The sequence below is a fragment of the Parapedobacter flavus genome (assembly GCF_035818675.1).
GTDB lineage: Bacteria > Bacteroidota > Bacteroidia > Sphingobacteriales > Sphingobacteriaceae > Parapedobacter > Parapedobacter flavus.
In genome coordinates, this window is record NZ_JAYKZZ010000006.1 from 44,999 (window position 1) to 70,809 (window position 25,811).

The window sequence follows — 25,811 nt, forward strand, 5'->3', positions numbered from 1 at the left end:
TTACTTACTAATCTCATGAATTTAACTTTACTGCTAGTCGACAAGCTTATGCGCATTATCGTTAGTGTAACATGCTTTATCGTATTGACTTCCCACTTCCTGATGGCAGCGGCATCCTACGGCCAGCTATTGAATACGCGGGTCAACCTTGCCTATGAACAGACCGATGCCGCGCGGATGATAGCAGACATTTCCCGGCAGGCCGATGTTCAATTTGCCTACACCGATCGGTTGCGCCTGTCCGATCTCAAACTTCAGCACATCCGTTTTGATAACGCCAGGCTGGGCGATGTTCTTCAAGAGGTATTGTCTGCCCATCGCATTGCATTTACCGAACGATCCGGCACGATAAGCCTGTACCAGGCACAAGAACCCGGACGCATCCGGGGCCGTATCACGGACGCCGGGACGGGTCAGGCGCTGCCTAACGCAACTGTTCAGCTCAAAGGGAAAGAGGCCGTGATTGTGGCCGACCAAAACGGGTACTTCCGGATAACCGGTGTGGCCGCAGGCCCGGTGGTGTTCAACGTGCGTTACATTGGGTACATCACCCGCGAAGTTGACGTGGAGGTGGTACCCGGTAAACCAGTAGTCGTCGGCGTTGAAATGACGGCGGCCCATACGGAGTTGGAAGGAATCACGGTGTCGGGCATCCGCAGGGGAGAGGTGAAATCGCTGAACACCATGAAGACCGCCGAGAATATAAAATACGTGCTGTCGCAGGAGCAAATCGAACGCTTCCCCGACAATACCGTGGGCGAAGCCTTACAGCGCGTACCCGGCGTAGCGGTTGAATACAGTTATGGCCTTGCCCGCAATGTGATCATCCGCGGACTGGCCCAAAGTCAGGGCTCGGTCACGTTGAACGGCAACCGCCTCCCCTCTACCTCGGCCGGTTACCGGACAACAGACCTGAACGGCATCCTGTCGAACACCGTGGAGGCCATTGAAGTAATCAAGACCTTGACGCCCGACCAGGATGCCGACGGCACGGCAGGCGCGGTCAACATCATCACCAAACGGCCGCCCGCAAATTCGCGGTCGCTGGATGGTAAGGTGGCACTGGGAAACAACCTGTTGGTAGGGAAGAACCTGTATGAAGTCGGCGTCAACTATGCCGAGCGGAAAGGCCGGTGGGGGTATCAGATCGGTGGCAATTATATGCGTTCGCTGCGTGGCGAAGATCGGATAGAAAAGGGTTACGATGGATTTACCATTGGCGGCGTGGAGCGCAAGAACCAACTGCGGGTTATTTCGCTCGAAGATACGCAGTTGAAACGGGACAACCTGGGCGTTTCGGCCGAGCTCAATTTTTATCCCAATAGCGATGCCGATTTTTACCTTCGGGTCAATTACAATAAATACTACGAAATCCAGGCACGCAATAACCGCAATTTTGTCATCGGCGAATACACTTCAGATAGCCACGTTTCCGGTATTACGGTAGAACAGGCGGGCAACGACCGCGATTATAACCGCGACCTGATCATGGCTTCGCTCGGCGGCAAGAAAAACTGGGTTAATTGGGAATTGAACGGCGATATCAGCTATAGCCGCGGCGTATACGACCAACCCATCTACTACAATGCCAATTTTACCCGCAAGGGGTTGTCAGGCGTAGTGGACTTGTCCGATCTGCGTACCCCGGGAATCGCGCTAGACGGTTCGGATATGTATGATCCTAGCCAGTATACCACTACGCAGTATGTAAATCGGCATGACTCAGCGCTTGACCACGACGGACAGCTCACGGTCAATGCCATCCGCACGTTCCAATTCAATGCCCGCGATCGTGGAATCTTCAAATTCGGTGGCCGGCTCCGTTACAAATATAACGAGCGATCGCGTAATTATTTCCGCCATGTGCTCAATGAAGGGGCCTTTTCGTTGGATGAGTTCAATACAGGCATACAACGGAACGATTATTACATGGACAAGTACGAGATAGGCATGTTTCCCGACGTCGAAAAAATGCAGCAGTATTTCCTGGCAAACCGCGGTGCATTCAAGGACGACGAAACCTATACCCGCCAAAATACCGACCCCGACTCGTACACCGGTACCGAATACCTCGCGGCGGCATACATGATGACCCGCTTTAACATCAATCGGTTGGAAGTTACGGCGGGTGTCCGGTACGAGCAAACGGGTTTTGATTACGAAGGCAACGAAGTGGTCCTCGACGAAGACGGGGTGTATGTGCGGACCAACCCGGTAAGCACGCACAACGTATTTGATGGGATTTTCCCCAGCCTCAACCTCAAATACGGGCTAACCCAGCGAACCAATCTCCGCTTTGCGGCTACCCGTTCGCTTTCGCGGCCAAGCTACTATGATTTGGTGCCGTGGGAAGAAGTGCTTAACCGGAACAAACGGCTCAATAAAGGGAACCCGGATTTGAAGCAGGCAACAGCTACCAACCTGGATCTGCTGGCCGAGCACTATTTCCAGCGTATCGGCCTGCTCTCCGGCGGGGTGTTTTATAAGCGTATCGACGATTATATCTACGATCGCTCCACTACCCAGGAGGGGGGAACGTATGACGGATGGCGGATCGACCAGTCGGCCAATGGAGCTGCTGCAAACGTATACGGCTTTGAGGTAGCCTGGCAGCAGCAGCTGACCTTTCTCCCTGGATTTCTCAATGGTTTTGGCATCTATGCAAATTACACCCAAATCCAGTCGGAATTCGATGTGCCGGGTGTGGTGATGGACCGTACGGTGCGGCTGCCCGATATGCGACCGAAAGTAGGTAACGTAGCGTTATCGTATGAGAAATATGGATTCTCCGGACGTATTTCTGCCTACTTTTACGAAACATTCACGATGGAGCTCGCTGATACGCCCGAAGAAGACCTGATCGAGGCCGGCCGGTTCCAGCTCGATTTTTCGGCATCTCAGCGCCTGACTAAAAAGACCCAGGTGTTCTTGGGCGTAAGCAACTTGACAAATGCGCCGGTTCGTAGCTACTATGGCGATGGGCGGCCCGACAATGATCGCATCTATTCGGTGTGGGGGAATGTCGGTATTCGGTTCAATCCTTTTTAAAAACCATTAAACAATTCACAATATGTCAATTTCAAAATTCGTTTCGTCAAAAGCCAGAAACTATCGGCCGGCTTTGTGGCTGGCACTGTTTGTAGCGCTTGCGGGAAGTGCGGTGGGCCAACCATTCCATTCGTCCGCCTGGCCCGATCGCATTACCCTTACCTGGGCGGCCGATCCGGCCCACAGCCAAACCGTTACGTGGCGTACGGACAGCACGGTGGTGCAGGCCGTAGCGCAGTTGAAAGTGGAAGATGGCACGCCCGATATGCAGGCTGGGATGCAGGAATACAGGGCCGCATCGCGTGTACTGGTTACCAAAGAAGGACGGACCGACCGGTATCATCATGTTTCGTTCGGCGGCTTGCAGCCCGGTACGCACTATACTTATCGGGTGGGCGATGGCGAACACTGGAGCGAATGGTTTCAGTTCCGCACGGCGGCAGCACAGACCAGCGACTCGGCTTTCTCTTTTATTTACTTGGGCGATGGGCAGAATGACCTGAAGTCGCGGTGGTCGCGTACGGTACGGGCGGCCATACTGGCCGACCCCGATGCGCGTTTTGTGATCCATGCTGGCGACCTCATCAACCGGGCAAACACCGATAAGGAATGGGGGGAATGGCACCACGGCGGTGGATTTTTCAACGCGATGGTACCCGTGGTCCCCACACCGGGAAACCACGAATACTTCCGTGACACGGCCGAGCGATTGACCCTCGACCCGCACTGGGCTGCGCAGTTCACCCTCCCGCGTAATGGCCCCGAAGGATTGCAGGAATCGGTCTATTACCTCGACTACCAGTATGTCCGCATCATCTCGTTGAACAGCCAGCTGATTATGCTAGACGAGGAAGCGCGCAATGCCCAACTACGCTGGTTGGAAGGGGTCTTGGCAAACAATCCGAAGCTTTGGACCATCGTTACCATGCACCATCCGGTATATTCAACATCGAAAAGGCGCGACAATGCGGTGCTTAGGGAATTGTTCAAGCCGGTTTTCGATCGATACGGGGTAGATTTGGTGTTCCAGGGGCACGACCACACCTACGCACGCGGCAGGGGGGCAGGGGCCCAGCCTACATCGCCCATGTATGTGGTATCTGTCGCTGGGCCAAAGATGTATGATTCCGATTCGGACCGTTGGATGGACAAAGCCTTGACCGAAACCCAGGTGTACCAATTGATACAATTGGACGGGAATCGATTGGAGTACGAGGCATACAACGTCGCGGGATTGTTGGTTGATCAATTTGTGTTGGAGAAAGATTGACCTATTGTAGACACCGTTTTGTTGCAATTAATTTGCTAAGAGTTGTTAATAGACGGTGACGAAGGTGGCTAAAAAAACTAAAAAAAGAGAAACCCGTCACTTTGTAAGCGACGGGTCTCCGCCCCAATGGGGTTAGGGGCTATCAACCTAAACCTACATCTAAAACGAAGATGCCAGCGGATTGTTTTGTTCGGTGACGATTTTTTTGAAAAAAAAGTGTGCTGGCTGTTTGAATAGCCGAGGGTTGCGTATTATACCTTGCCGGCAGGCGCTGATGTAATTTGTACAGGTGACCTGGTAACCATACCAATGGTATTAGGCTACCCTATGGTGGTTGTATATCAGATTTTTCAATCCGCTGTTTAGAAAACCTTTTAAGCTAAGATCTTCGTCTACATCAGGCCAATGGACGCCGGTCCCTTTGCCGATCAATCGATAGTTTTTAAGTGCTTGGGCTGAAGCTCCTTTTAATCGAGGGTATTTGGAAATGGTCTCGCGCAGAATACCTCCGGTATTCAATAGGATAATCATCAGGTCTTGGTCAGGATGCACATCGATGGTTTGTATCGCGATGTTTTCCGAATATATCAGTTGTTCAAGCGAATCGAAATTATTTGTTGAAGTATCCATGCCAAACCTTTTTAAATTCCTCTTTTGATTTTTCCGCAATGCTTAACAGCTTTTTCTCTTCCTGCTTGGTAAATCCATTTAAATACGCACGCTCAAAAGTTGGCTCCAACCAAATCTTTCCTACAGCATCTCCTTTTTCAATATGAATATGAGCAGGTTCATTACCTTCGGACGAATAGAAGAAAAACCTGAATCCACTTTCGTTCAATAATGTAGGCATCAACATATTTCTTATTAGCCTTTTACAAAGGTAATAAATGTTTTCTGCCAGAGGAAATGTTATTATAGAAGATCACCGCCGCAATATTCGGTTTGTCAATGATTTTGACATGATGGCGATGAAGCGATTTTAAATTATCGAAAACGAGGATACCGAAACGATCCGCGGTTGGCGGGCGCGATTTACAAAGAAATGGCATCCGGAGGAATTTTCTGTTGTCAGCTATAGGTGACGCGCACGTATTGTCATGCCGAACAATACGGCGTATAGGCGTATGTGGAACACGTGGGAGAGCGGCCTCAATGCGGAAAGCTGGCAACAATATTGGTGTAGCAAAATGAGCTGCAATATCGTCTATATCCATAAACACCTGAGTATGCAAAGATCGCTACTTTTTTTGATTGTCATTTCGGCGGTTACCGCAGTAACCTGCAAGAAGTGTAATCTCCCCTAAAATTAGCTATGATTATTCATGAAGACTATTTAACCCAACGTGTAATAGGTGCCTTTGCCTGTGCCATGCTTAGCCAAGTGACGGCCCTGCACGAGATTTTCCAAATGTCTGCCCCGGCAAGCACCTGCCGACAGGGAGGATGACCATAAAGGAATCGGAAGAGAAAAAGAAAGGCCCCGAAACGGGGAGGATCGGGGCCTTCAAACTAACCAATTATAAACCTAAATTATGAACTTGTATAACGCATGTGGGCACCGTTTTGTTGCAATTAATTTGTTAAAAGTTGTAAAATAGACAATGCCGTGACGAAGGTGGCTAAAAAGAGAAACCCAGATTTCCGCATCGTGGGGTTCAGACCATATCAACCGCTATGGCAAACCGGGAGGGCAAGCAGCAGGAACCCCCCGTGATGATTACATAATAAAGGCTCGTAAGGTCTACGTTAACCCAACCCCCCATTTCGTTAAAAGCAATAATTGGGGGTGCATGCAATTGCGCAGCTTTGCAGCATGTATTACCTCAATTAAATTTAACGAGAATGAAAACAACGATCAAAACAGCCACCATTGCGCTGGCACTTATCGGAGTCCTCGCTTCCGGTTGCGAAAAAAGCTTGGATATTGTTAACACCGGGTTTGACGCCGAATTATTTCGTGAAAACCTAAAAGCCGCAACCGACGGTAAGACGGTCGGCTACTCTTTTGCGATCTCCCAGAATGGAAAAGTCGTTAAATATGATGCGGGTGGCATAGCCCGTACCCAAAAAGACGGCGAAGTGGGCTACGACTTCCTTACCCGCCAGGGCACCGGCAGCACTTCGAAAACGGTCACCGCCTTCGCTGTCTTGCAGGCGCTGGAGGCGAAAGGCAAGGATGAGACAGCATTGCTTGTTGATCTGTTACCCGAATGGTGGAACATCCCGGAGGAGAATTATGCGCTGAACGTGGCCATGTTGCTGCAGCACTATGCTGGCCTGACCAAATATGGAACGGATTATCAATCACATCGGACCAGCATGCAAACGCCCACAACCGGGTTTGGCAAGGCGTTTTACAAGTACAACAACAACAACTACTCTATGTGCCGTGTGCTGCTGTATTGCATCGTCAACGGAACGCAGGGATTGAAAGGCCTTACCGATGTTGCGGCGAACGAGCTGGTATCGCAATTCTATCGCAGCTACGTGCGTGAAAACATCTTCAAGAAGGCAGGGATATCCACCTGGTCTACTATTGACGTTGGCCCCTGGAACGAGACGGGAACTATCGATCCCCAGAGCGGCGACAGAAGGATAACGCTCTACTATAATTTTCAGGAACCGGACCTCGCCGGCGTAACGACCTGGACCACCTACTTGGAGGCCGGCCCCGGCGGCTGGTATATGAACAGCCCCGAGATGGCGGCTGTTTTGGCGGCGGGTGAACAAAACAAATTGGTAAGCGAAGCCATGATGAAAAAGATGAAAAAGGACCTTATGGGTTTTGATAAGAAACTTGCTGGCGAGCATGGCGACTATTATTATAAAAACGGCGTATGGGCCGACAATAAAAGCCGAGGAGTCTATACGGTGGTTATGCACTTTCCAAACAACGTACAGGTCGCCTGGCACAGCAACGCCCGTAAAACCCTGTTAGGGTCGCCTGAACCATTGATCCAAAAGGCGTATGATAAATCATGGCGTTAGCCACGTAAGGTATGCGTCAGTAAACTGCTGTTGTCAGCAACAGGCGACGCGCACGAATGGTCATGCCGAACAATACGGCCTTCCAGCGTGAGCACCCGGCAATGCGGGGAAAGAAACCGCTACAGATCATTTCCTGTCGGGGTGTTTCCCCCATTGCCTTCTTTTTGCCGGGTCGAACGCGGGGTTGTTTACCGGCAGCTCGGCCCCTACGGCAAGACGCCATTCGTGCAGCAACGACCTCAACTCGGCGGCTTTTCCTTTCCGCTTTTCCGCCAGGTTGCGGGTTTCTCCGATATCCTTTTTCAGGTTATATAATTCGACGCTGTTGTTTTCATACCACTCGATGAGCTTCCAATCGCCTTTTCTCACCGCCGAAGCAGGAGCGCTGTGGTGATAAACGGGGTAATGCCAGAAGAGCGGTCGGTCGGCCGGTTTCTTGCCGGTCAACAGGGTATGCGTTAGGCTTATCCCATCCGTTACCTGTTTGGCAGGCAGCGGCGTGCCCGCTACGTCTCCGAGCGTGGCGTACAAGTCTGGAGACGTAACCATGGCTTCGGATTTCGTGCCGGGTCGCACTTTTTTAGGCCACGAAATAATCAGTGGCACCCGTATCCCCCCTTCATATAACGAACCTTTCTCATCGCGTAGGGGTGCGTTGGAAGAGGCCACGTATTGTAGACTATCGCCATCATAGAAGTGTTCTACAGCCTTATCGATCAGTGGGATTTCGTCGAAGCGGCGGTGTAGGCCCCCGTTGTCGGAGTAGAATATAATCATCGTATTATCCGAGATGCCGAGAGAATCGAGGGTGTTCATCACCCTCCCTACGCTATTATCGAGGTGTGTAATCATCGCCGCATACACCGCGTTGCTGGGATAGCCATCGGCCGGAGCCTTCCCAAGGTATTTTTTGATGAGCGCCGTGTCCGCATTTAGCTGCACATGAACGTCATAATGCCCCAGGAAGAGAAAAAACGGGTTGTCGCTATTCCGTCGTATGAAGTCGACGCCCATATCCGTGATGATATCGGAGAAGCGCCCTTGGGGAGGTGGTGTGATGGCCGGCGTGAATTTAGGGTTATAGAAACCGCCATCGGCGCAGTAGGCTTCTTCAAACCCTTGATCGAGCGGATGGTGCCCTTTCTGGAATCCGAGATGCCACTTTCCGAAATAGCCGTTCGTATAGCCTGCCGCTTCCATCATTTCGCCTATGGTGGTAACCGCTGCAGGGAGAAACTGCGTTTTGTTCTTGGGGACGATGACCTTTTCATATGGGCGCCAATGGCCGGGTATAAAGTCGATAACCCCCACGCGGGCCGGATATTGGCCAGACATAATGCTTGCTCTGGTGGGCGAGCATACAGGGGCGGCGGCATAGGCATTGCTAAATGTCATGCCCCGTTTGGCCAATCGGTTGAGGTTGGGCGCTTCATTGAAGGTGTTCCCATACATCGGAAGGTCCGCCCAGCCCAGATCGTCGGCCAGTATAACAATCACGTTGGGCTTTTGGCCATACGTGGGCATGCACCCTATGGCCAACAGCATGGCGCACATCGCAGCTGTTATGCTATTGTGTAACATCGTTTTCGCGTATCTCATTTTATGCAAAGCCAACCTTCATCCTCTGCTTTAAAAATTGGGTCTGTGCAAATTATAAAAATCTATTAAACTAACCTGAAGATTCGGGAAAAACTGGCCGAGAATCCAACACCGGCTTCTATATTCGTACGCTATCGATTTAAATAACATACTCCCGTTGGCTAACCGATTCCGCCGTTGGTGAAATACCTACCACTGGGTATTTGTTGCCAACCAGAAAGCGCCTAAACTTGTCGTAGATACTAAAATAAGATGTGATGATCGTCTCGAATACCTTTCGCCCAAGCGCCATTGCTGTCCTGCTGCTCCTTATTTTGCATATGTGTTCATGCAAAAAAGAGCCTAATAATTCGCCCGAACCGACTGTGCCCGTAGACCCACCCGTACAAGTTGTTCCCGATACGGATGGTCCACAGGCCGGTTTCATTAGCATTCCGTACACCAGCCAGTTGGATAGTTCATCTTACCACGCCACGTTGGGTGAGATGGAAGTCAACGTGCTCAATAGCGGTGATACGGCATTGCTACTGGCCATGCCGGCAGGCATCGACACCGGCATTGTCACCTTACACATCCCGGGTCTCGGGCAGTTCGAGTATCACATCCGTGTCCAAGCGGCACCGCCGGTACCCGATGTAGATGCTGCCTACGTGGCCATCGCCGATCACATCGGGTCGGTCGCAGCCCGAATCGGCCAACTGGGCGCGGATATATCCCCTGTGGGCTATGGAGCCTTCCGTACTTACCAGGAGGGATTATCCGTGGCGGAAAAGACCCAGGTTGTCCGTTATTTCCGTGCCGTGCAGCAGTTACAGTCCAGCGACGCCGCTGCGTACTTGCCCGGCCGGCGGCCCGGACCCTACAAATGGGCGGGTGCCGGCGATATTCCCCACGCGGCGGCCATGGCGGCATCCCAACCGGCAAGCCAGCTGACTACCAGTTACGCTACGGCTTGTTTTGAATTTGACCATTATGCCTTCTATGCCCTGTTAGCTCCCCCCGAGTCGCCAGAGAAACTATTTATTACCTATGCTTCCGTACTATATGGGCAACTTGTTTCGTACTACTTCGGCGAGCTATTGCAGCGTACGCCAATCATCGACGAGGTCTTTTTTTCGCCTGCCCCGATGAATTTGCCTGACAATCCCGGGCCACGGCCCGACGCCTATCCTGTTTTCCGGGCTGGCGTCCCGTTCCCCATTTATGCCTCGTTGGCACGGCGCCCGGTTTCACTAGCCGATCGCCCGCGAGGCGGTGGAGCGCCCGTGGCGCCATTGATGCATCTGCTCTTTGAGGGCTATGACCTCACGGCTACCGGAGTAGCCAATGTCAATGCGTCTTTGGCACAGCTCACCACGTTCTCCGTTTCGGAGGATGTGCCACCGTTGGAGCATGTGCCATTGCCCGCGGAGGCTCCCGATTCGGCCTACCTATGGGAGCCCTTGCCTGAGCACTTAGTGGCCGAAAACCTCCACTTACAAGACACGCTGGGCCGTTTCAAACTGAACGATAAGATGGCGCTACCGGGCATGGCCGAGTTGGCCGTGGGTTATACCGGGGAGTTCCGGGCGGCCTACCGCGAAGTGTACAAGACGGCGCTGCGCTTCGAGTTTACCGATGAATTCAATATCCTTGATTACCAATTGCCGCTACGGATACAGGCGCCCGATCCGGAATCCATCACGATAACGACCGTTGGGGGTACACCGCCACGGTTTACGCTGCCCTTTGGCCGTATGGAATTCCAGCTGGAGGCAACCGTGCACCCCGCGGAGGCACCCCAGGAGGTTGCCTGGAGCGTCACATCGGGCGCTAAACTTGCCACCGTGGCTCAGGACGGGATGGTGTACTCAACTTTTCCGGGCACAAAAGATACCACCGGATATGGATACAGCACGCTGCGTGCACGTTTTATCGAAGACGCCGATGTGTATGCCGATTTCGAGGTGAAGACGACCAGCTACAAAATCAAACATATATCGGGTGCGGGGCAATCGTTCCTCGGCGGTATCCCGTATCCCATACAAGTGAGCGTACAAGATCGGCTCGATGGCTCCTGCCTAACCAACCCCATTGCTCCGCGCAGGGATAATGTGGAGGAGAAACTACAGCTTAAGGGTTTCGCGGTAAACGCACATTTCCCCAATGGCAATGATTTTTTGTACATTATATATGGCGACGACCCGCGTATCGAGCAGGCTTGCGCGGTTTCCCTCGACCTCACTGTTCCCCGTAGGGGGGTAGACCCCTACGAACTTCCGGTTTGGGTGTACCTTTACCAGGATGAGCACATCATCGACCGGGTGGCAATTTACGTACATATCGCGGATTACAAACCGCAATGACGGGCCGCGTTGGTGCCGTGGCCAATGTCCCAGTCATCGGGTGCGAGCAAGTCTTTGATTGTCCAATCGAGGGCAATGGATAGATTTTGGATTTATAGCCAGAAAAGCTAACTTTGAAAATATAAGGCGTCAAAGCTATGGAATTGATTATTGATATAGACAACATCAAGGAAGTCAAAAAGAAAAAGTGGCTTTTGAGTACGTTGAACATCACCGCAACTGACCTAAAAGCCGAAATCAAGAAATGGTAACCGTTTGGAGTAAGCGTAAACTTGATATCACAATTTGTGATATCAAACTAAAAGACCAGCCTATGCCGGAAAACCAAACCGACGCTGTTAAAACCTTGATGATTGCTGATGAAGTGGTCATCAACAAAATTCATTTCATCAGGGAACAAAAGGTAATACTCGACAGCGATTTGGCAGAGCGCTTCCGGCGTTTGCCGTAGTCCTTCCGAAACGTGTGTTTCCGAAACCCCTGTTTCTATTATGCGAACTTACCTAAAATGGATCGGTCGCCCGTGCAGACAGGTTGAGCAATTTCTCGGTGTAATCGACCATAAACAATGGAATGTTCAACATGCCGTTGTTTATTTCCAGGTTCCTTAGCGAATATCGGAGTCGTACTGGAGGGTTATAATGCTGGTTATAAATGGTCAGACTGCGGCTCTTTACGTTTTCTTCTGCCTTGACTTCAACGGGTATAATGTCATTTTTTACCTGCAACAGAAAATCGACTTCCGCCTGATTCCCCGACGTCCAATATCGTGGTGTGCCTTCAAAACACGCTACAAGATGCTGTAAGACGAAATTTTCAGTCAGCGCTCCTTTGAATTCAGTAAATAAACGGTCGCCCTCCTTTACAGCAATTGGATCTAACAAGGAGAGACGGCGTAGCAGCCCAACATCCAGGAGGTATGTTTTAAAAGCAGACAAATCGTCGTAAGCCGATAAGGGCAGACCAGGTTTGTTGTTCCGAAATACGCGGTGGATAAGTCCAGCGTGCGAAAGCCAGAGCAATGCATCCTCATAGTCCCTTGCCCTCGCTCCTTCACGTACCGTTTGATACAGGAACTTCTTATTATCACGGGCCAATTGCGATGGGATGGAAGACCAGATATATTGGATTTTCGGTATATCTTTGTTGTCTGCGTGTTTCGAAAAATCAAGCACGTAGGCATTCAATATATCCTGCAAGACCTGCTGTGTGGCCTGTACATCTCCCGTTGCTACCAAAGTAGCCACCGCTTCGGGCATGCCGCCGGAAATAAAATAGGTTTTAAGCTTATCTACTAGCGGATTAAAGAAAATATCGGGCAGTGGCTCCAATTTATCGATACCATGTAGATAATCGAATAGCTGGGGGCTATCTATGGAAAGGAATTCGGCAAAGCTGATGGGATTGACCGATAGGAAAGTCACCTTCCCAACAGGGAATGACTGCCCCCTTGACATCGCTACGCCCAATAGCGAGCCTGCACTTGCAACAGCGTATTCAGGGGCGTTTTCGCAAAAGTATTTAAGTGTATTTAATGCATCGTTGCATTCCTGTATTTCATCAAAAATCAACAACGTTTTTTGTGGGACGATGGTTCTTCCATGCACCAGGGAGAGGTTTTGTATAATACGCTGAACGTCTTTTGTATTATCGAAAAATTGTTTGAGCTCAGGTTGTTCCTCAAAGTTGAAATAGGCAACGTCCTCAAAATCCGTTTTGCCCAGTTGCTTTAGCAACCACGTTTTACCCACCTGCCGGGCGCCTTGCAATACCAGGGGCTTACGATTTGGATCGTTTTTCCATTTGGCCAGCTTTTGCTGGATGTTGCGTTGTATCTGCATGATATCGACCCTTTCACCTTATAAGTGCCAAAAATGTGATTTTTTTCACATAATTCATAGTTATTGCGTGATAATAGTTTGCAAAACATCGGATATGACATCAATTCACAATCTCGCCCTTATTTTCCGCCAGCTTCTCCCGGAATTGCTGGATAGCCTCCTGTCCTAGCCTGCCCATGTATGATCCTGTTATCTACCAACGCTGGCGGACCTATCCGGCCGCCGCCGCCGCAAGGCAACCCTCGCTGGTGCAGATGTTGCCGGCCTCCGTCTGACATAACCGATGCTTATCACCAACAAACACATACATTATGAACCGATTTATCAACTATATCCGCCAGCGCGTTCCGTTCTCCGCGGAGGCGGAGGCCTTTCTGCTGCAGCATGGGCGCGTGCTGGCCTACGACCGCCTGAACCATTTTTTAACCCCCGAAACCCGGGCACCCTATTGGTGCGTGGTATTGGAGGGGATGGCCTATGGCTATACGCTAGACCGAGACGGCCAGCGCTACATCCGTTGGTTTGCGCGGGAGATGCAGGGCTTTGCCGGGGTGCGGCACCTGTACACCCCCAAGCCGAGCTTGCATTACATCCAATTTGCGGAAGTATCGCGCATTTTGCGTATTCCGGCGTCGAAGATGCGCGAGGGGAAGGAGCTGTTTCCCGAGGTGAGCGAGCTGCTGCATGTGATGCACCAGCACGATAAGGATAGGCAGGATAAACTGGTGGAAGTGTCGCAACAGCCATCGGCCTATAAACGTTACACCACGTTTCTGGATACTTTTCCGGAACTGGCCAAACGGATGGCTCCGGAACAGGAGATGGATTTTATCAATATTGCGCGGCCTACGTATTACCGGGTGCTGAAGCGGTATCGGGAGGAGCGGCGGGAAAAGAAGAGTTAACGAATCACCAAATGACCTTTACGGGATACTTTGCGATATTCGGGTCAAGTGAAATAATCGGTATCGCCATATCAATTGCGGTGGCCGTTATAAGTCTATCGAAAGGATCTTTATGGTGAAAGTCGAGGTTTTCAAGTTGAATCAGATTGGAAAGCTGAATAGGTACAACCGTTATATTACCTGTAATACATGCCTCGTACAAGTCACTTAGTGAATAGGCCAGCACTAATTTGCCCAGCGCTTTTTTAATTGTAATCTCCCAAAAAGAAGCCATGCTGACTTGGAGGTCATTGGAAGGATCAAGAATAATGGATTGTGCTTGTTTGGAAAGGCGGGGGCTATCATCATGGAGCCATAAAAGCGTATGCGTGTCCAATAGGTATTGCCCCATGCTTACATATAGTCTTTAAAGTCTTCTAACGGCGCATCAAAATCATCCGCCATCTGCAACTTTCCTTTAAGGAGCCCAATTTTTCGTTGCGATCCTCTTTTTTCAATGGATGGACGTTTCTTTCTTAGGATAAAATCAATGAAATCCTCCACCTCTTGCTGATAAGCAGGAGGTATTTTCTTTATTTTTTCCAGAAGTTGATTTTGTGCCATATGCTAATCTATACTGTCCCGATTACTCAAAGATAAGGGAAAAATGGCACTTAGTCAATTGCTAGCATATTTTCTCTACTTAAAGTTTCAGGTTTTCTCATATGAGATTGTAGGGGCAGTGTGAAAGCCCGTTTTTTGCTTGTATGGAAAAAGAAACACATATAAGCACAAGATATGGAAAGGGGAGCACCGGAATTCATACTGCGGTTCCCCCGCAGTTAAGCGATGGCGGCTCGGATGGGGTGCCCCTAAGAAATAACACCTCTTCCCTGCACAAACCGGCGGTGCTGGTAACGATGTTACCGGAGCCATCGCAAGGGACGCATGGCACGGCGATAGGTGCTGAACTATACCACCCGGGCCCCGCGCTGCCGAGGCAGCAGCGCGGTGACGGTGGGGCGGAGCAGGTCAAAGCGAAAGGGTGGAAGGCCTTGAACAATGAACGAATAAATAGTTAAATTCGAAATGTCAAGTGACATCTTAATGAGAAAGAACCCTGGATAAGTTAACAGCCAATTTTAAAACGGAATTGAATGAACAGAACGTCTAAAGTTGTACTGACCACCTTACTATCATTTGGAATCTATTTTCTAATAGACGAAACGTACTTTAAAGAAATAAGGCAATGGTTTTATGAATTTATTGATCAATGGGGAATCAGCCACATAATGGCATACTTAATTGTCGGAATTCCAATTTTTATAGGAACACTGATTCTTCACAAAAAGAACAAATTCTTTCACAGCTTAGGACTTGACAAATGCTTGCTTCTCAAAGGAATGGTCTTTTCGCTGTTGTGCACGCTACCAATGTTCATAGGTTTTGCACTACTTTTTGACGTTAACACCGATTTTTCCCAAAACATCTTGCTAATCTCAATAATTGCGGCTGCACTTTTTGAGGAAACCTATTTTAGGGGATTCTTATTTGGACAGATTTATAGATACACGAGTTGGGGATTCATCCCATCGGTTTTGATTGGGGCAATTTTGTTCGGACTAATACATTTATATCAAGGAACTGACTTAAGTGAATTAGCAGGAATTTTTCTAATTACGTTTTTGGGAGGTGTTTTATATGCTTGGGTTTATGTCGAGTGGAATTACAACTTGTGGGTTCCAATATTTCTTCATTTGTTTATGAATTTATCGTGGGGATTGTTTTCGGTAGCAGATAATGCGCTTGGCGGAACATATGCAAATATTTTTAGGCTAATCACCGTATTTCTGATAATTGGGCTGACGGTAGCGTATAAAATAAAGAACAAACTCGACTTCAATATAAATATACGGACACTGTTAATGAAAGAAACTGATTAAAACGGTAATCTTACCTAAAAGCAAGTATGCTTATAACCGTAATCTTATGTGAATACAGCTGGCTTAAACGGACTTGAGATTTTTTCAGCTATTTTATTGATTGTGTGTAAGATATAAATATCTTTTGTAATATTAAAAAAAGAGAAACCCGTCACTTTGTAAGCAACGGGTCTCCGCCCCAATGGGGTGACCTAGAAATTCCATACTTTTGTTGTATGGCATCGGTACAGGAAGTAGACTTGCATATCAAGGCGTTCATGCGCAACACCTCGGGGCTAAGTAACGAGCAAATGGTACAGCTAAGCATAGAGCGCATGCGGGTTGCACTCGACAAGGCCATTGAGCAGCGCCAACGGGAAATCCGCTTCATCCATGGGCATGGAACCGGCACATTGCGCGAGCGGGTATACCACGAACTGCGGGTTTACCAGCAAAGGGGGCGCATCGAATCGTTTGAACCCTCGTTTTTCAACTTGGGCGTGGTAAATGTGATTATCCATTACGGATAAGGACGGTCTGCAATGCGAAAGCCCCGAAACGGGGAGAGTCGGGGGGAGGGGTCGGCTCTGTTTTGTTGCAGCGATTTTGTTAAGAGATGTTAAATAGATGGTACGGTAGCGAAAGGCACTAAAAAAAGAGAAACCCGTCACTGTGTAAGCAACGGGTCTCCGCCCCAATGGGGTTAGGGGCTATCAACCTAAACCTATGTCTTAAACGAAGAAGCTAACGCTTTATTTTGCCGGATTTGATTTTTTGGTTTTGCGGCTACGGGGGAGTTGGTACTGGCGAGCGTTTAAATCGAAAAATAACCATACATTTAACACCAATTTTACCTGCTATGAGCAAAATCAATAATCGGACAGGGGGCTGTTTGTGCTTCCCGAAATCAAGAATAAATCGTTGGAACAACTGCAACAAGAACTGACCGGCTAATGAACGATATGACAAAAAAAGAAATTATAGCAAAGATAGAAGCGGAGCGGCTCATTGCCATTGTGCGGTTGGCCGAGGAGGCCGAAGTGTTACCTACGGTAGCGAGGCTGGTAGCTTCCGGCGTGCGCGTATTGGAAATAACGAGCAATACCCCCGGATACGGAGAGGCCATTCAGCAGGCTCGCGAGCGGTTCCCAGAGGTGTTAATCGGTGCCGGAACGATACTGAATGATACGCTGGCGAGCGAGGCGCTATCGTACGGTGCCCAGTTTCTGGTCACCCCCAACACGAATGTGGCGGTGATAGCAACAGCACATCGCGCCGGGACGCCCGTGGTGATGGGGGCGCTTACGCCAACGGAGGTTGCCGAAGGGATAAACCATGGCGCGGATTTCATTAAGCTATTTCCGGCATCGGCAATGGGACCGGCCTACCTGAAAGCACTGTTGGGCCCTTATAACGGCATCCGGATGATCGCCGTGGGTGGCGTTGATTTTTCCAATGCCGATGACTGGTTCCGGGCCGGCGCTGTGGGTGTGGGCATGGGCGGGAGCCTCCTATCGGACGATCCATCAACCATTGGCCAGTCCATTGCCAAATTGCACACTTTCAGATCATAAACCGTATAACCATGCAAGATAAATTGATCATTGAAAAACTGGAGTTGTTCACCGTGCCACCGCGGTGGCTTTTCCTCAAGGTAACCACGAAGGACGGGGTCATTGGATGGGGGGAGCCTGTGGTGGAAGGCCGTGCAGATACGGTGGCTGCCTGTGTGCGGGAACTGGAATCATACGTGGTGGGTCGGTCCGCCCACGATATTCAAGATATGTGGCAGGTATTGTACCGCGGCGGCTTTTACCGGGGCGGCCCCATATTGATGAGTGCCATCTCGGGCATCGACCAGGCCCTCTGGGATATCAAGGGCAAGTCGGTAGGCCTGCCGGTATACCAGTTGCTGGGTGGCGCTGTGCGCCAACAGATGAAAATGTATTGCTGGATCGGCGGCGACCACCCCGAGGTCGTGATCAGCCAGGCGCGCGATCGGATAAACGAAGGGTATACCGCCGTGAAGATGAATGCCACCGGGGCGATGGACTGGATAGCCGCCCAGCGGGATATCACCAACGTGGTGGAGAACATCCGGCTGCTGCGCGAGGAGTTCGGCGACCAGCTCGACATCGGATTGGATTTCCACGGCCGGGTGCACAAGGGAATGGTACGCCGGCTGATCGACGAGCTGGCCCCCTATAAACCCATGTTTATCGAAGAGCCGGTATTGAGTGAAAATTCCGAAGCGCTGGCACAGATTGCCGCTTACAGCAGTATTCCCATTGCTACGGGCGAGCGAATGTTTTCGCGGTGGGATTTCAAGCACGTTTTGCATGATGGCCACGTGGATATCGTCCAACCCGACCTCAGCCATGCGGGTGGCATTTCTGAGGTGATGCGGATAGCGGCGATGGCAGAGGCGTATGATGTGGCCGTTGCGCCGCATTGCCCGCTCGGCCCGATATCTCTTGCTGCGGCGCTCAACGTCGATTTCGCTTGCATCAACGCCTTCATCCAGGAAAGCAGCATCGGCATCCATTACAACCAGGGCTTCGACCTGTTGGATTATGTGGCTAATCCGGAAGATTTTTCGGTCAAAGACGGGTATATTCAGTTGTTCCAGCGCCCCGGGCTCGGGGTGGAAATTGATGAGCAGGCAGTTCGCCGGGCCCAAGCGGTGGGGCACCAATGGAAGAATCCGATTTGGCGTTTAAAAGACGGTAGTTTGGCCGAATGGTAGTTGCTTGATGTTTTGTACGATGCGATGATGAAGGAATACTTAGCTTGTCGGAAAAAGTTTCACAGACAATTAGTTTTCTACGATATGCGGCTCTACATTACCTTATTTTTCTCAATGCTGGCATTTGCAGGGTGCCAGGCACCCCAACCGTTTTCGGAAGCCGACTGGGCATATCCCGGTGGAACCGCCGGCCAGACCAAGTATTCGTCGCTGGATCAGATCAACACATCCAACGTGGCCGATCTCGAAGTGGCGTGGGTGTTTCATTCGGGCGTGAAATCAGGCAACGTGCAGATGAATCCCCTCATCGTAGACGGTACGGTCTATATCACCACGCCCTTGCAGGAGGTGGTTGCATTGGATGGCGTGACGGGCGAACAGACTTGGCGTTTCAACCCCGCGCGGGAAGGTGAGCAGTTCGGTGGGATCAATAGAGGCATTTCCTTCTGGCGGAAGAAAGGTGAACGGGATCGGATATTTTTCACGAGTGGCGGTTTCCTGAACGCGATTTATGCAGCGGACGGATCACCGGTACCCGAATTTGGGAACCAGGGCCGCATTTCGTTGAACGACGGATTAGTGAAGCCGGCAGAACAAATGGGCATCACATCTCCCGGTGCCCCGGTGGTGTATGGCGACCTGGTGATCGTGGGCGCTATGACGTGGTCTTCGCCGGCGAATGTAAGTGCCTTCAAGGTGCATACGGGTGAACGCGAGTGGATTTTCCATACCATTCCCCAGCCGGACGAATATGGATACGACACATGGGGCAAAGAAGATTTTTGGAAAACCGGCGGTGGCGTAAACGTATGGGGCGGGCTCAGCGTTGACCCGGAGCATGGTGCGGTGTATTTTGCAACCGGCCAGCCCAAGGCCGATTTTTATCGACCGGATAATGAAGGCGAGCAACTGTTTGGCAATTCGATCGTGGCACTGGACGCGAAAACGGGCGAACGGATGTGGCACTACCAAGCTATACACCACGATCTATGGGATTTGGACCTGCCCTGTGCGCCCATCCTGACCACCCTTTATAAAGCGGGGAAACAGGTGCCCGGCGTGGTGCAACTGACAAAGACCGGCAACGTGATCCTATTCAACCGGCTTACCGGTGAGCTGTTGTCTGAGGTGGAAGAGCGGCCGGTGCCCGCTAGTACGCTGGCCGGCCAATATGCCTTCCCCACGCAGCCGTTCGTGAAATGGCCGGAACCTTTTTCCAAACAGGTGGTCACGGCCGACGACTTGACCGATATCAGTGAAGAAGCCCACGCCTATGCGCTTGAACGGTTCAATAATGCCGAGACGGGATGGTATATCCCCCCGTCTACCAAGGGAATCATCTATTACGGCATACATGGCGGTGCTGAATGGGGTGGCGGGTCTTACGATCCGATTGACCAGGTGATGTATGTCAATTCCAATGAGCTGGCTTGGCACATCACGATGCAGGATGTCAACAACAAAGCGCCGGAGGCCGGCTCCGGGAAAGGCAACGCCGAACACGGCGGCCACCGGCTGTTCCTGGCCAGTGGGTGCGCAAGCTGCCACGGCGCCGACCGCCAAGGGTTGGGGGGAACACCCGTGTTACGGAACCTCTCGGAGAAATACACGCAAAAAGATGTTGCGGATATCATCAAGAAGGGAAAGGGCGCAATGCCGCCCTTTGCCCACCTGCCGGAAGATGATGTGCAACGGATTGCATCGTACCTGCTGGATATGGAAGCGGCAGGTGGAGACGGGGAAGAAGAAGGTGTAAAACCATACTACAATTCGATGGGATACGTCAAGTTTCTCGATGAGCAAGGTTATCCGGCCACGAAACCGCCATGGGGGACGCTGAATGCGGTCGACCTCAAATCGGGCAAGATCAAATGGAAGGTGCCCCTGGGTGAATATCCGGAGCTGACTGCGAAAGGGATACCGTTAACCGGGACGGAGAATTTCGGGGGTAGCATCGCCACCGCGGGCGGATTGGTGTTTGTGGGGGCCACGCGCGATGAGCGCTTCCGGGCGTTCGATAAAAATACCGGTGAGATACTGTGGGAAACGAAACTGCCATTCGGCGGGTTTGCGGTACCCAGTACATACAGCGTGGATGGGAAGCAATATGTGGTCATCCCCGCTACCGGTGGCGGAAAATTAGGCACTACTACCGGAGATGCTTACGTGGCGTTTGCCCTGCCCGATCGTTCACTGCAAAAATGATATCATGAAGCGACATGTGATCCGGAAATTCGGTGCCGGCATGCGGGCGGTCCTCATGACCGCCGCAAATAGACGAACTTTATGCAAAACTTTATGAAACGAAAAGAAATGAGCCGATTAACGATTGCCGTGGTTGTTGTTGCCACAGTATTGCTTGCAAGTTGCAACGTGCGGAAGAATAAGCCCGTTAAAGACGTATTTGCCAAGCAGAACCTTGTTGCCTGGTGCGTTGTTCCCTTTGATGCGAAACAGCGGGGGCCCGAGGAGCGGGCACAAATGCTGTCCGACCTAGGCATTACCAAGCTGGCTTACGACTGGCGGGAACAACACATCCCAACCTTTGACGACGAGTGGCGTGCACTGAATAAACACGGTATCGACTTAACAGCCTTTTGGATGACCTCGGGCAATAACCCGCAAGATGATCGGTACATCCGGGAAATATTCGACTTTCTCGAACGCAATAAAATTTCAACGCAGATTTGGCTGCTGATGGGCGAGTGGGCAGGTTTCGGCGATCTTAGCCAACGGGATAAGGTGGTGGCGATGAGCAAACCCATCGCTTACATCGCCGATCGGGCAAAGGAACTCGGGTGCCAGGTGGCGCTATACAACCACGGCGGTTGGTTCGGCGAACCGGAGAACCAGCTTGAAATCATCGAAGCGGTGGACCGCATGAACGTAGGCATGGTTTATAACTTCCATCACGCCCGCCTGCACCACGAACGGTTTTCGACATTCTTCCCTAAAATAGTGCCCCACCTTTTTGCGTTGAATATCGCAGGGCTGAAAGCTGGCGTTACCGACCGCTTTTTCCGGACAGGCCAGGGCGATGTGGAAAAGGAGATGATCCGGCAGGTGTGGAAAAGTAACTACCGCGGGCCAATCGGCATTATAAACCACGATACGAATGAAGACGCCGAAAAGGGGCTGTCCGATGAAATTGACGGACTTAAAAAAATACTCAAAGAGATCGGAAATGAACGGGCGTTAGCTACTTACTAACCCCACCTATCGGCTTTATGCCAACTGTGAATACGTCCGTTATCGCATAACCAATTCCGGGTTTACGGTCGGGTTTGTCCACGTCGTATTATCTCTTTACCTTAGCCGTCGAACAATTTTACTTGATGGACACGGTAAACCTAACGGCGGTACGGCGGATTCTTAATTTGGCTATTGTTTTGCATGCGCTAGGGCTGATTATTGTCTTTTTCCGGGCGCACCATACCAATTTTGGGAATTATCTGTTTATGGTACTGGAAATCGATCATGCCCGGGGTTTTGCCATTGAAAGGATAACGATTACGTTTTTTGGCCTGCTGACCGTGGTCAATTTTTTTTGGCCTCGGACATGGTTATTGGTTCCGATTTTCTTGTATGTTTTGTTTGAAGCTTGGGCGGGATATTACCAAGGGGGGTATCTTTTCAGTGAGTGGACGTTAGGTGCGCAGGCGCTCCGCTACATGGTGCCGTTTTCTGTTATTGTTATGCTTCCCTGGCCTTTTTCTCGGATGCTTTCCCCAGGGGGGCAAGCGAGCTTAGCGTGCTGGCTGTTACGAATCGGTTTAGCAGTCGTATTTACCACGCACGGACTGGAATGCTTGATGGGAAACCCCCAATTTATCGATTTCATCATCGGCTCCGCAAACCACATGCTGGGCGTGAGGTGGACTGAAGCCTTCGCCTTGCAGATCATGCAATTCATCGGCTGGGTAGATATCATTGTAGCGTTGGCCGTGCTTCTTAAGCCTAATAAATTCCTGTTGGCGTGGCTCATGTTTTGGGCGACAATTACAGCCTTTTCGAGAATGACTGCCTTGGGAACCGGCGCCTATACCGAGGTGCTGCAACGGGCTTCTCATATCCTAGCTCCCCTGGCCGTTTATATGCTCAGTCGCTCTCAAGATGGCAAGTTTGTAAAATACGATAACCAACATACCGATAAACAACATGCATAAAAGAAAACCATGGCTCCGACTGCTGATTTGCTTCTTTGTAGGAGCCTCTTTTGCTTCCGTCGCTTGGGCTCAAGATCCACACATCATTTTGCTCGAGAAATCGACCAGGCCGTTGCACCTTTATGTGCAATTTGGAAGCCACCCGGACCGGGAAGCTGTCATCTCTTGGGCCACAACTTTGCCGGGAAAGAACCATGTGTTGTATTACGATACAACAGCTCGAAACGGAAATACGACGTTGTATGCTAACCGGTCCAGAAAAATCCACTCGGGCGCTTACACGCTTCAAAGCGACGAAAAGCCGATGGCATCCTATTACCATCATGCCTATTTGGGCGACTTGAAGCCTTCCACTCGCTATTATATTACGGTTGAAAGCGATGGTGAACGCCTCGGCGAGTATTCCTTTATTACGGCACCGGCCGACGACCGGCCGGTAACGCTATTTATTGGGGGTGATTCTCGGTTGGGGGCTGATCGGGTAGAAGATAACAATGCGCGGCGACGTATGAATACGGTGATGCGGCAATTATTTGAAAAGAATCCGGGAATAATTGCGCTGGCCCACACGGCCGACTATACGAACCGGGCTTACTGGTCTCAATTGTATTATTGGCTGAAAGACCATTTTGAAAAAACAACCACGGCCGATAAGCGCCTCCTCCCGATCTTTCCGTCAAGGGGAAACCACGATATGGATATTGGTTTTGAAGAGATGTTTTGGTGGCCGGACCGCCAGAATGATTTCTATTATACAGCCAACTTGAACCGGCATACGGCGCTTGTCATCCTGAACACTGAAATCAGCCTCAATGGAAATCAACGTGACTGGCTGGAGAAGGAACTACAGGCGCTGAGACCCAAGAAGCGGTGGCTTGGCGCCATGTACCATCGCCCTGCCTATCCGAGCGTACGGGCCTACGAAGACGGCGAATCGCGGCGCAGGGCTTGGGTACCCCTGTTTGAAAGATATAAGCTTGATTTGATATCGTCGGGGCATGACCATTCGATGAAACGCACCGTACCCATTTTAGCGGTGAAAGCCAATCCAGAAGGGATCGTCTACATCGGAGACGGTGGATTAGGCGTCCGCCCGCGTGAAGTGGACCCTTCTCGCTGGTACTTAAAGCCGCCAGGTATCGCCAAATCGGTTCATAATGTCCACATGGTAGAATACGGTGCAAAACAAATCACCATCGAAGCTTTTGGAATAGAAGGGGAGACGCTCGATTACTTTGTCATACCGGCGGATCGCAGGGCAAGGGTGAAACATTATCAAGATATGCTGAACGGGACTAAGGGTGATTAAATGGCGGTGAGACAAATCAGCGAGATTTTGAGCAACAAGCCGCCCGTTTTCTAAGCGGAAAACCGTTTCTTTGCAAGAGCACATCATGTGCGTTTGTTATTAACAACGATTATAAAAATTATGAAGACCATATATTTATCCCTCGCCGTGCTCCTCGCCATTGTCTCCGGTTGCACGAACAATCGGCCCGCTGACGAAGTCGGCACCATTACCATCGTTAATCCGGTATTGCCGGGTGATCACCCCGACCCGACGGTCATCAAAATCGGCGATACCTACTGGGCATCGGCCACATCCAATGAATGGGGTCCATTGTTCCCCATCTACAAGTCGACCGACTTGGTCAACTGGGAGCAGGTATCCTATGCTTTTGCCGACTTACCCGAATGGGCCCGCAATAACTTCTGGGCACCGGAATTGGCGTATGATGAAGCGCAGGATAAGGTTTATCTCTACTACACCGCACGCGACAAGTCGACCGGACGCTTGGCAGTGGCGGTAGCCAGTGCACCCGCGCCGGAAGGGCCGTATACCGACCATGGTCCGCTGGTGAGCCAGGAGCTAGGCTCCATTGATGCGTATGAGGTGAAAGATGATGACGGTAAGATTTACCTGCTTTGGAAAGAGGACGGCAACAGCAAGGGGCAACCCACCCCGATGTGGGCACAGGAAATAAACGCGGAGCGCACCGCCTTGGTGGGCGAGATGCATGAGCTGTTTACCAATGACCAGGAGTGGGAGGGACAGTTGGTGGAGGGTATCAGTGTATTCCGCCATAATGACTACTACTATGCCACCTATTCGGCGGGCGCGTGCTGCGAAGTGACCTGCAACTACAAAACCGGGGTGGCTCGGGCTAAACAGCTATTGGGGCCTTGGGAGAAGTACGACCAGAACCCCGTGTTGGTAGACAACGACCACTGGAAGTGCGCCGGCCACGGCACCGTGGTGAAACATGGGAGCGACTTCTATTACCTCTACCACGCCTACAACCAGGCGGGGAGCGTATATGTGGGTCGGGAAGGTGTGCTGGAAAAGATCAACTGGACGGATGATGGCTGGCCCGTATTCGCCAATGACGCCGGGTACGACCGCGAGGCATCGTCAACGGATTATACCGACCGGTTCAATACCATGGCACCCGTGTGGCGGTGGCGCGTGAACCAGCCGGTAGATGCCTCGGTGGGCAGTGAAGGTTTGTTGCTTACCGCCTCGCAGGGCAACGACGGGATTGGTTCATTGTTGGTGCAACCCATTACCTCCATCAACTATGAGGTGACGGCGCGGGTGGCTGTGCAGACCACCGACGGGCAAACGGGTGCCTCCCTCACCATGGTGGGCGGGGCTAATAACCGGTTTGGGGCGCCTATTGCCGGCATCGGTATTGGTGTTTTCGGCACCACCGTAAAGGTTTGGCGCATGGCCAAGGACGATGAGCAGGTGCTGCAAGAGCACGACCTCGCCGCCAGCCAAGATACGGTGACGCTGAAGATGGCTGTTTCCGATGGCCACGTAGTCGATTTTTCGTGGCAGGAAGCAGGCGAATGGAAGACCGCGCTGGAGGCATACGACGCGGGGCCGCTGGTGCCGTGGGGCATGGGGTTCCGCGTGGGACTGGCTGCAAAGGGCAACGGTGGGCAGGTCCGGGTGACGCAATTCGCCATCGAGAACCGCTGATTGGGTATCCCCATGC

At 51.1% G+C, this 25,811-nt stretch carries 23 protein-coding genes; 16 read left to right on the forward strand and 7 right to left on the reverse strand.

What is annotated here, in order from left to right:
* The first annotated feature begins 15 nt into the window (after positions 1-15).
* Both U9S71_RS05935 and U9S71_RS05940 read left to right on the forward strand, forming a co-directional pair.
* Complete coding sequence (locus tag U9S71_RS05935; RefSeq protein WP_326325978.1) at positions 16-3,048, forward strand: TonB-dependent receptor; 3,033 nt, start codon at positions 16-18, stop codon at positions 3,046-3,048.
* 22 nt (positions 3,049-3,070) lie between these two features.
* On the forward strand, positions 3,071-4,318 hold the full coding sequence (locus U9S71_RS05940) for a purple acid phosphatase family protein (protein WP_326325979.1): 1,248 nt from the start codon (positions 3,071-3,073) through the stop codon (positions 4,316-4,318).
* 315 nt (positions 4,319-4,633) lie between these two features.
* Here the strand turns inward: U9S71_RS05940 and U9S71_RS05945 are convergent, their stop codons facing one another.
* Genes U9S71_RS05945 through U9S71_RS05955 form a run of 3 tightly spaced genes read right to left on the reverse strand, consistent with a single transcriptional unit; the run spans position 4,634 to position 5,532 of the window.
* On the reverse strand, positions 4,634-4,948 hold the full coding sequence (locus tag U9S71_RS05945) for a DUF2442 domain-containing protein (protein ID WP_326325981.1): 315 nt from the start codon (positions 4,946-4,948) through the stop codon (positions 4,634-4,636).
* A complete protein-coding gene (locus U9S71_RS05950; protein ID WP_326325982.1) occupies positions 4,929-5,168 on the reverse strand; it encodes a DUF4160 domain-containing protein in 240 nt (79 codons plus the stop codon). Before U9S71_RS05950 ends, U9S71_RS05945 begins: the two co-directional genes overlap by 20 nt.
* A gap of 22 nt (positions 5,169-5,190) precedes the next feature.
* Positions 5,191-5,532 (reverse strand): hypothetical protein, encoded by a 342-nt coding sequence (locus tag U9S71_RS05955; RefSeq protein ID WP_326325984.1) that lies wholly within the window; start codon positions 5,530-5,532, stop codon positions 5,191-5,193.
* 628 nt (positions 5,533-6,160) lie between these two features.
* On the opposite strand from U9S71_RS05955, the gene U9S71_RS05960 reads away from it, so the two are divergent.
* Entirely contained in the window at positions 6,161-7,306 is a 1,146-nt protein-coding gene (locus tag U9S71_RS05960) for a serine hydrolase domain-containing protein (protein WP_326325985.1), read from the forward strand.
* Between the two features lie 126 nt (positions 7,307-7,432).
* Here U9S71_RS05960 and U9S71_RS05965 read toward each other — a convergent pair whose 3' ends face one another.
* Positions 7,433-8,887: a sulfatase gene (locus U9S71_RS05965; protein WP_326325986.1), complete on the reverse strand. Its 1,455-nt coding sequence runs from the start codon at positions 8,885-8,887 to the stop codon at positions 7,433-7,435.
* A 275-nt stretch (positions 8,888-9,162) separates the two neighbouring features.
* On the opposite strand from U9S71_RS05965, the gene U9S71_RS05970 reads away from it, so the two are divergent.
* Positions 9,163-11,250, forward strand: coding sequence for an Ig-like domain-containing protein (locus tag U9S71_RS05970; RefSeq protein WP_326325987.1), 2,088 nt, complete (start codon positions 9,163-9,165; stop codon positions 11,248-11,250).
* 244 nt (positions 11,251-11,494) lie between these two features.
* Positions 11,495-11,701 (forward strand): ORF6N domain-containing protein, encoded by a 207-nt coding sequence (locus U9S71_RS05975; RefSeq protein WP_326325988.1) that lies wholly within the window; start codon positions 11,495-11,497, stop codon positions 11,699-11,701.
* Positions 11,702-11,753: 52 nt separating this feature from the next.
* On the opposite strand, the gene U9S71_RS05980 is transcribed toward U9S71_RS05975, so the two are convergent.
* On the reverse strand, positions 11,754-13,091 hold the full coding sequence (locus tag U9S71_RS05980) for an ATP-binding protein (protein WP_326325989.1): 1,338 nt from the start codon (positions 13,089-13,091) through the stop codon (positions 11,754-11,756).
* Between the two features lie 311 nt (positions 13,092-13,402).
* Between U9S71_RS05980 and U9S71_RS05985 the strand changes: the two genes are divergently transcribed.
* On the forward strand, positions 13,403-13,996 hold the full coding sequence (locus U9S71_RS05985; protein WP_326325990.1) for a Crp/Fnr family transcriptional regulator: 594 nt from the start codon (positions 13,403-13,405) through the stop codon (positions 13,994-13,996).
* A gap of 4 nt (positions 13,997-14,000) precedes the next feature.
* On the opposite strand, the gene U9S71_RS05990 is transcribed toward U9S71_RS05985, so the two are convergent.
* Positions 14,001-14,387, reverse strand: a complete 387-nt coding sequence (locus tag U9S71_RS05990; RefSeq protein ID WP_326325991.1) for a type II toxin-antitoxin system VapC family toxin — start codon at positions 14,385-14,387, stop codon at positions 14,001-14,003.
* 2 nt (positions 14,388-14,389) lie between these two features.
* Positions 14,390-14,599 carry a type II toxin-antitoxin system VapB family antitoxin gene (gene vapB, locus U9S71_RS05995; RefSeq protein WP_326325993.1) on the reverse strand — a complete coding sequence of 70 codons (210 nt, stop codon included), beginning with the start codon at positions 14,597-14,599 and terminating at the stop codon, positions 14,390-14,392.
* Positions 14,600-14,742: 143 nt separating this feature from the next.
* Here vapB and U9S71_RS06000 point away from each other — a divergent pair, with 143 nt between their 5' ends.
* The 10 genes from U9S71_RS06000 (at position 14,743) to U9S71_RS06045 (ending at position 25,795) form a co-directional block, all read left to right on the forward strand.
* The gene (locus U9S71_RS06000) at positions 14,743-15,057 is read left to right on the forward strand and encodes a hypothetical protein (protein ID WP_326325995.1); all 315 of its coding nucleotides are present in this window, start codon (positions 14,743-14,745) and stop codon (positions 15,055-15,057) included.
* Between the two features lie 75 nt (positions 15,058-15,132).
* Positions 15,133-15,918 carry a CPBP family intramembrane glutamic endopeptidase gene (locus U9S71_RS06005; RefSeq protein ID WP_326325996.1) on the forward strand — a complete coding sequence of 262 codons (786 nt, stop codon included), beginning with the start codon at positions 15,133-15,135 and terminating at the stop codon, positions 15,916-15,918.
* Between the two features lie 215 nt (positions 15,919-16,133).
* Positions 16,134-16,427 carry a Smr/MutS family protein gene (locus tag U9S71_RS06010; protein WP_326325997.1) on the forward strand — a complete coding sequence of 98 codons (294 nt, stop codon included), beginning with the start codon at positions 16,134-16,136 and terminating at the stop codon, positions 16,425-16,427.
* 432 nt (positions 16,428-16,859) lie between these two features.
* Positions 16,860-17,471, forward strand: coding sequence for a bifunctional 4-hydroxy-2-oxoglutarate aldolase/2-dehydro-3-deoxy-phosphogluconate aldolase (locus U9S71_RS06015; RefSeq protein WP_326325998.1), 612 nt, complete (start codon positions 16,860-16,862; stop codon positions 17,469-17,471).
* Between the two features lie 11 nt (positions 17,472-17,482).
* Positions 17,483-18,643: a galactonate dehydratase gene (dgoD, locus tag U9S71_RS06020; RefSeq protein WP_326325999.1), complete on the forward strand. Its 1,161-nt coding sequence runs from the start codon at positions 17,483-17,485 to the stop codon at positions 18,641-18,643.
* A gap of 84 nt (positions 18,644-18,727) precedes the next feature.
* Entirely contained in the window at positions 18,728-20,848 is a 2,121-nt protein-coding gene (locus U9S71_RS06025; protein ID WP_326326001.1) for an outer membrane protein assembly factor BamB family protein, read from the forward strand.
* Positions 20,849-20,941: 93 nt separating this feature from the next.
* Positions 20,942-21,853: a sugar phosphate isomerase/epimerase family protein gene (locus tag U9S71_RS06030; protein WP_326326003.1), complete on the forward strand. Its 912-nt coding sequence runs from the start codon at positions 20,942-20,944 to the stop codon at positions 21,851-21,853.
* Positions 21,854-21,978: 125 nt separating this feature from the next.
* Entirely contained in the window at positions 21,979-22,809 is an 831-nt protein-coding gene (locus U9S71_RS06035; protein ID WP_326326004.1) for a hypothetical protein, read from the forward strand.
* Positions 22,802-24,118: a purple acid phosphatase family protein gene (locus U9S71_RS06040; protein ID WP_326326006.1), complete on the forward strand. Its 1,317-nt coding sequence runs from the start codon at positions 22,802-22,804 to the stop codon at positions 24,116-24,118. Before U9S71_RS06035 ends, U9S71_RS06040 begins: the two co-directional genes overlap by 8 nt.
* A gap of 120 nt (positions 24,119-24,238) precedes the next feature.
* Positions 24,239-25,795: a glycoside hydrolase family 43 protein gene (locus tag U9S71_RS06045; protein WP_326326007.1), complete on the forward strand. Its 1,557-nt coding sequence runs from the start codon at positions 24,239-24,241 to the stop codon at positions 25,793-25,795.
* Positions 25,796-25,811: the final 16 nt, after the last annotated feature.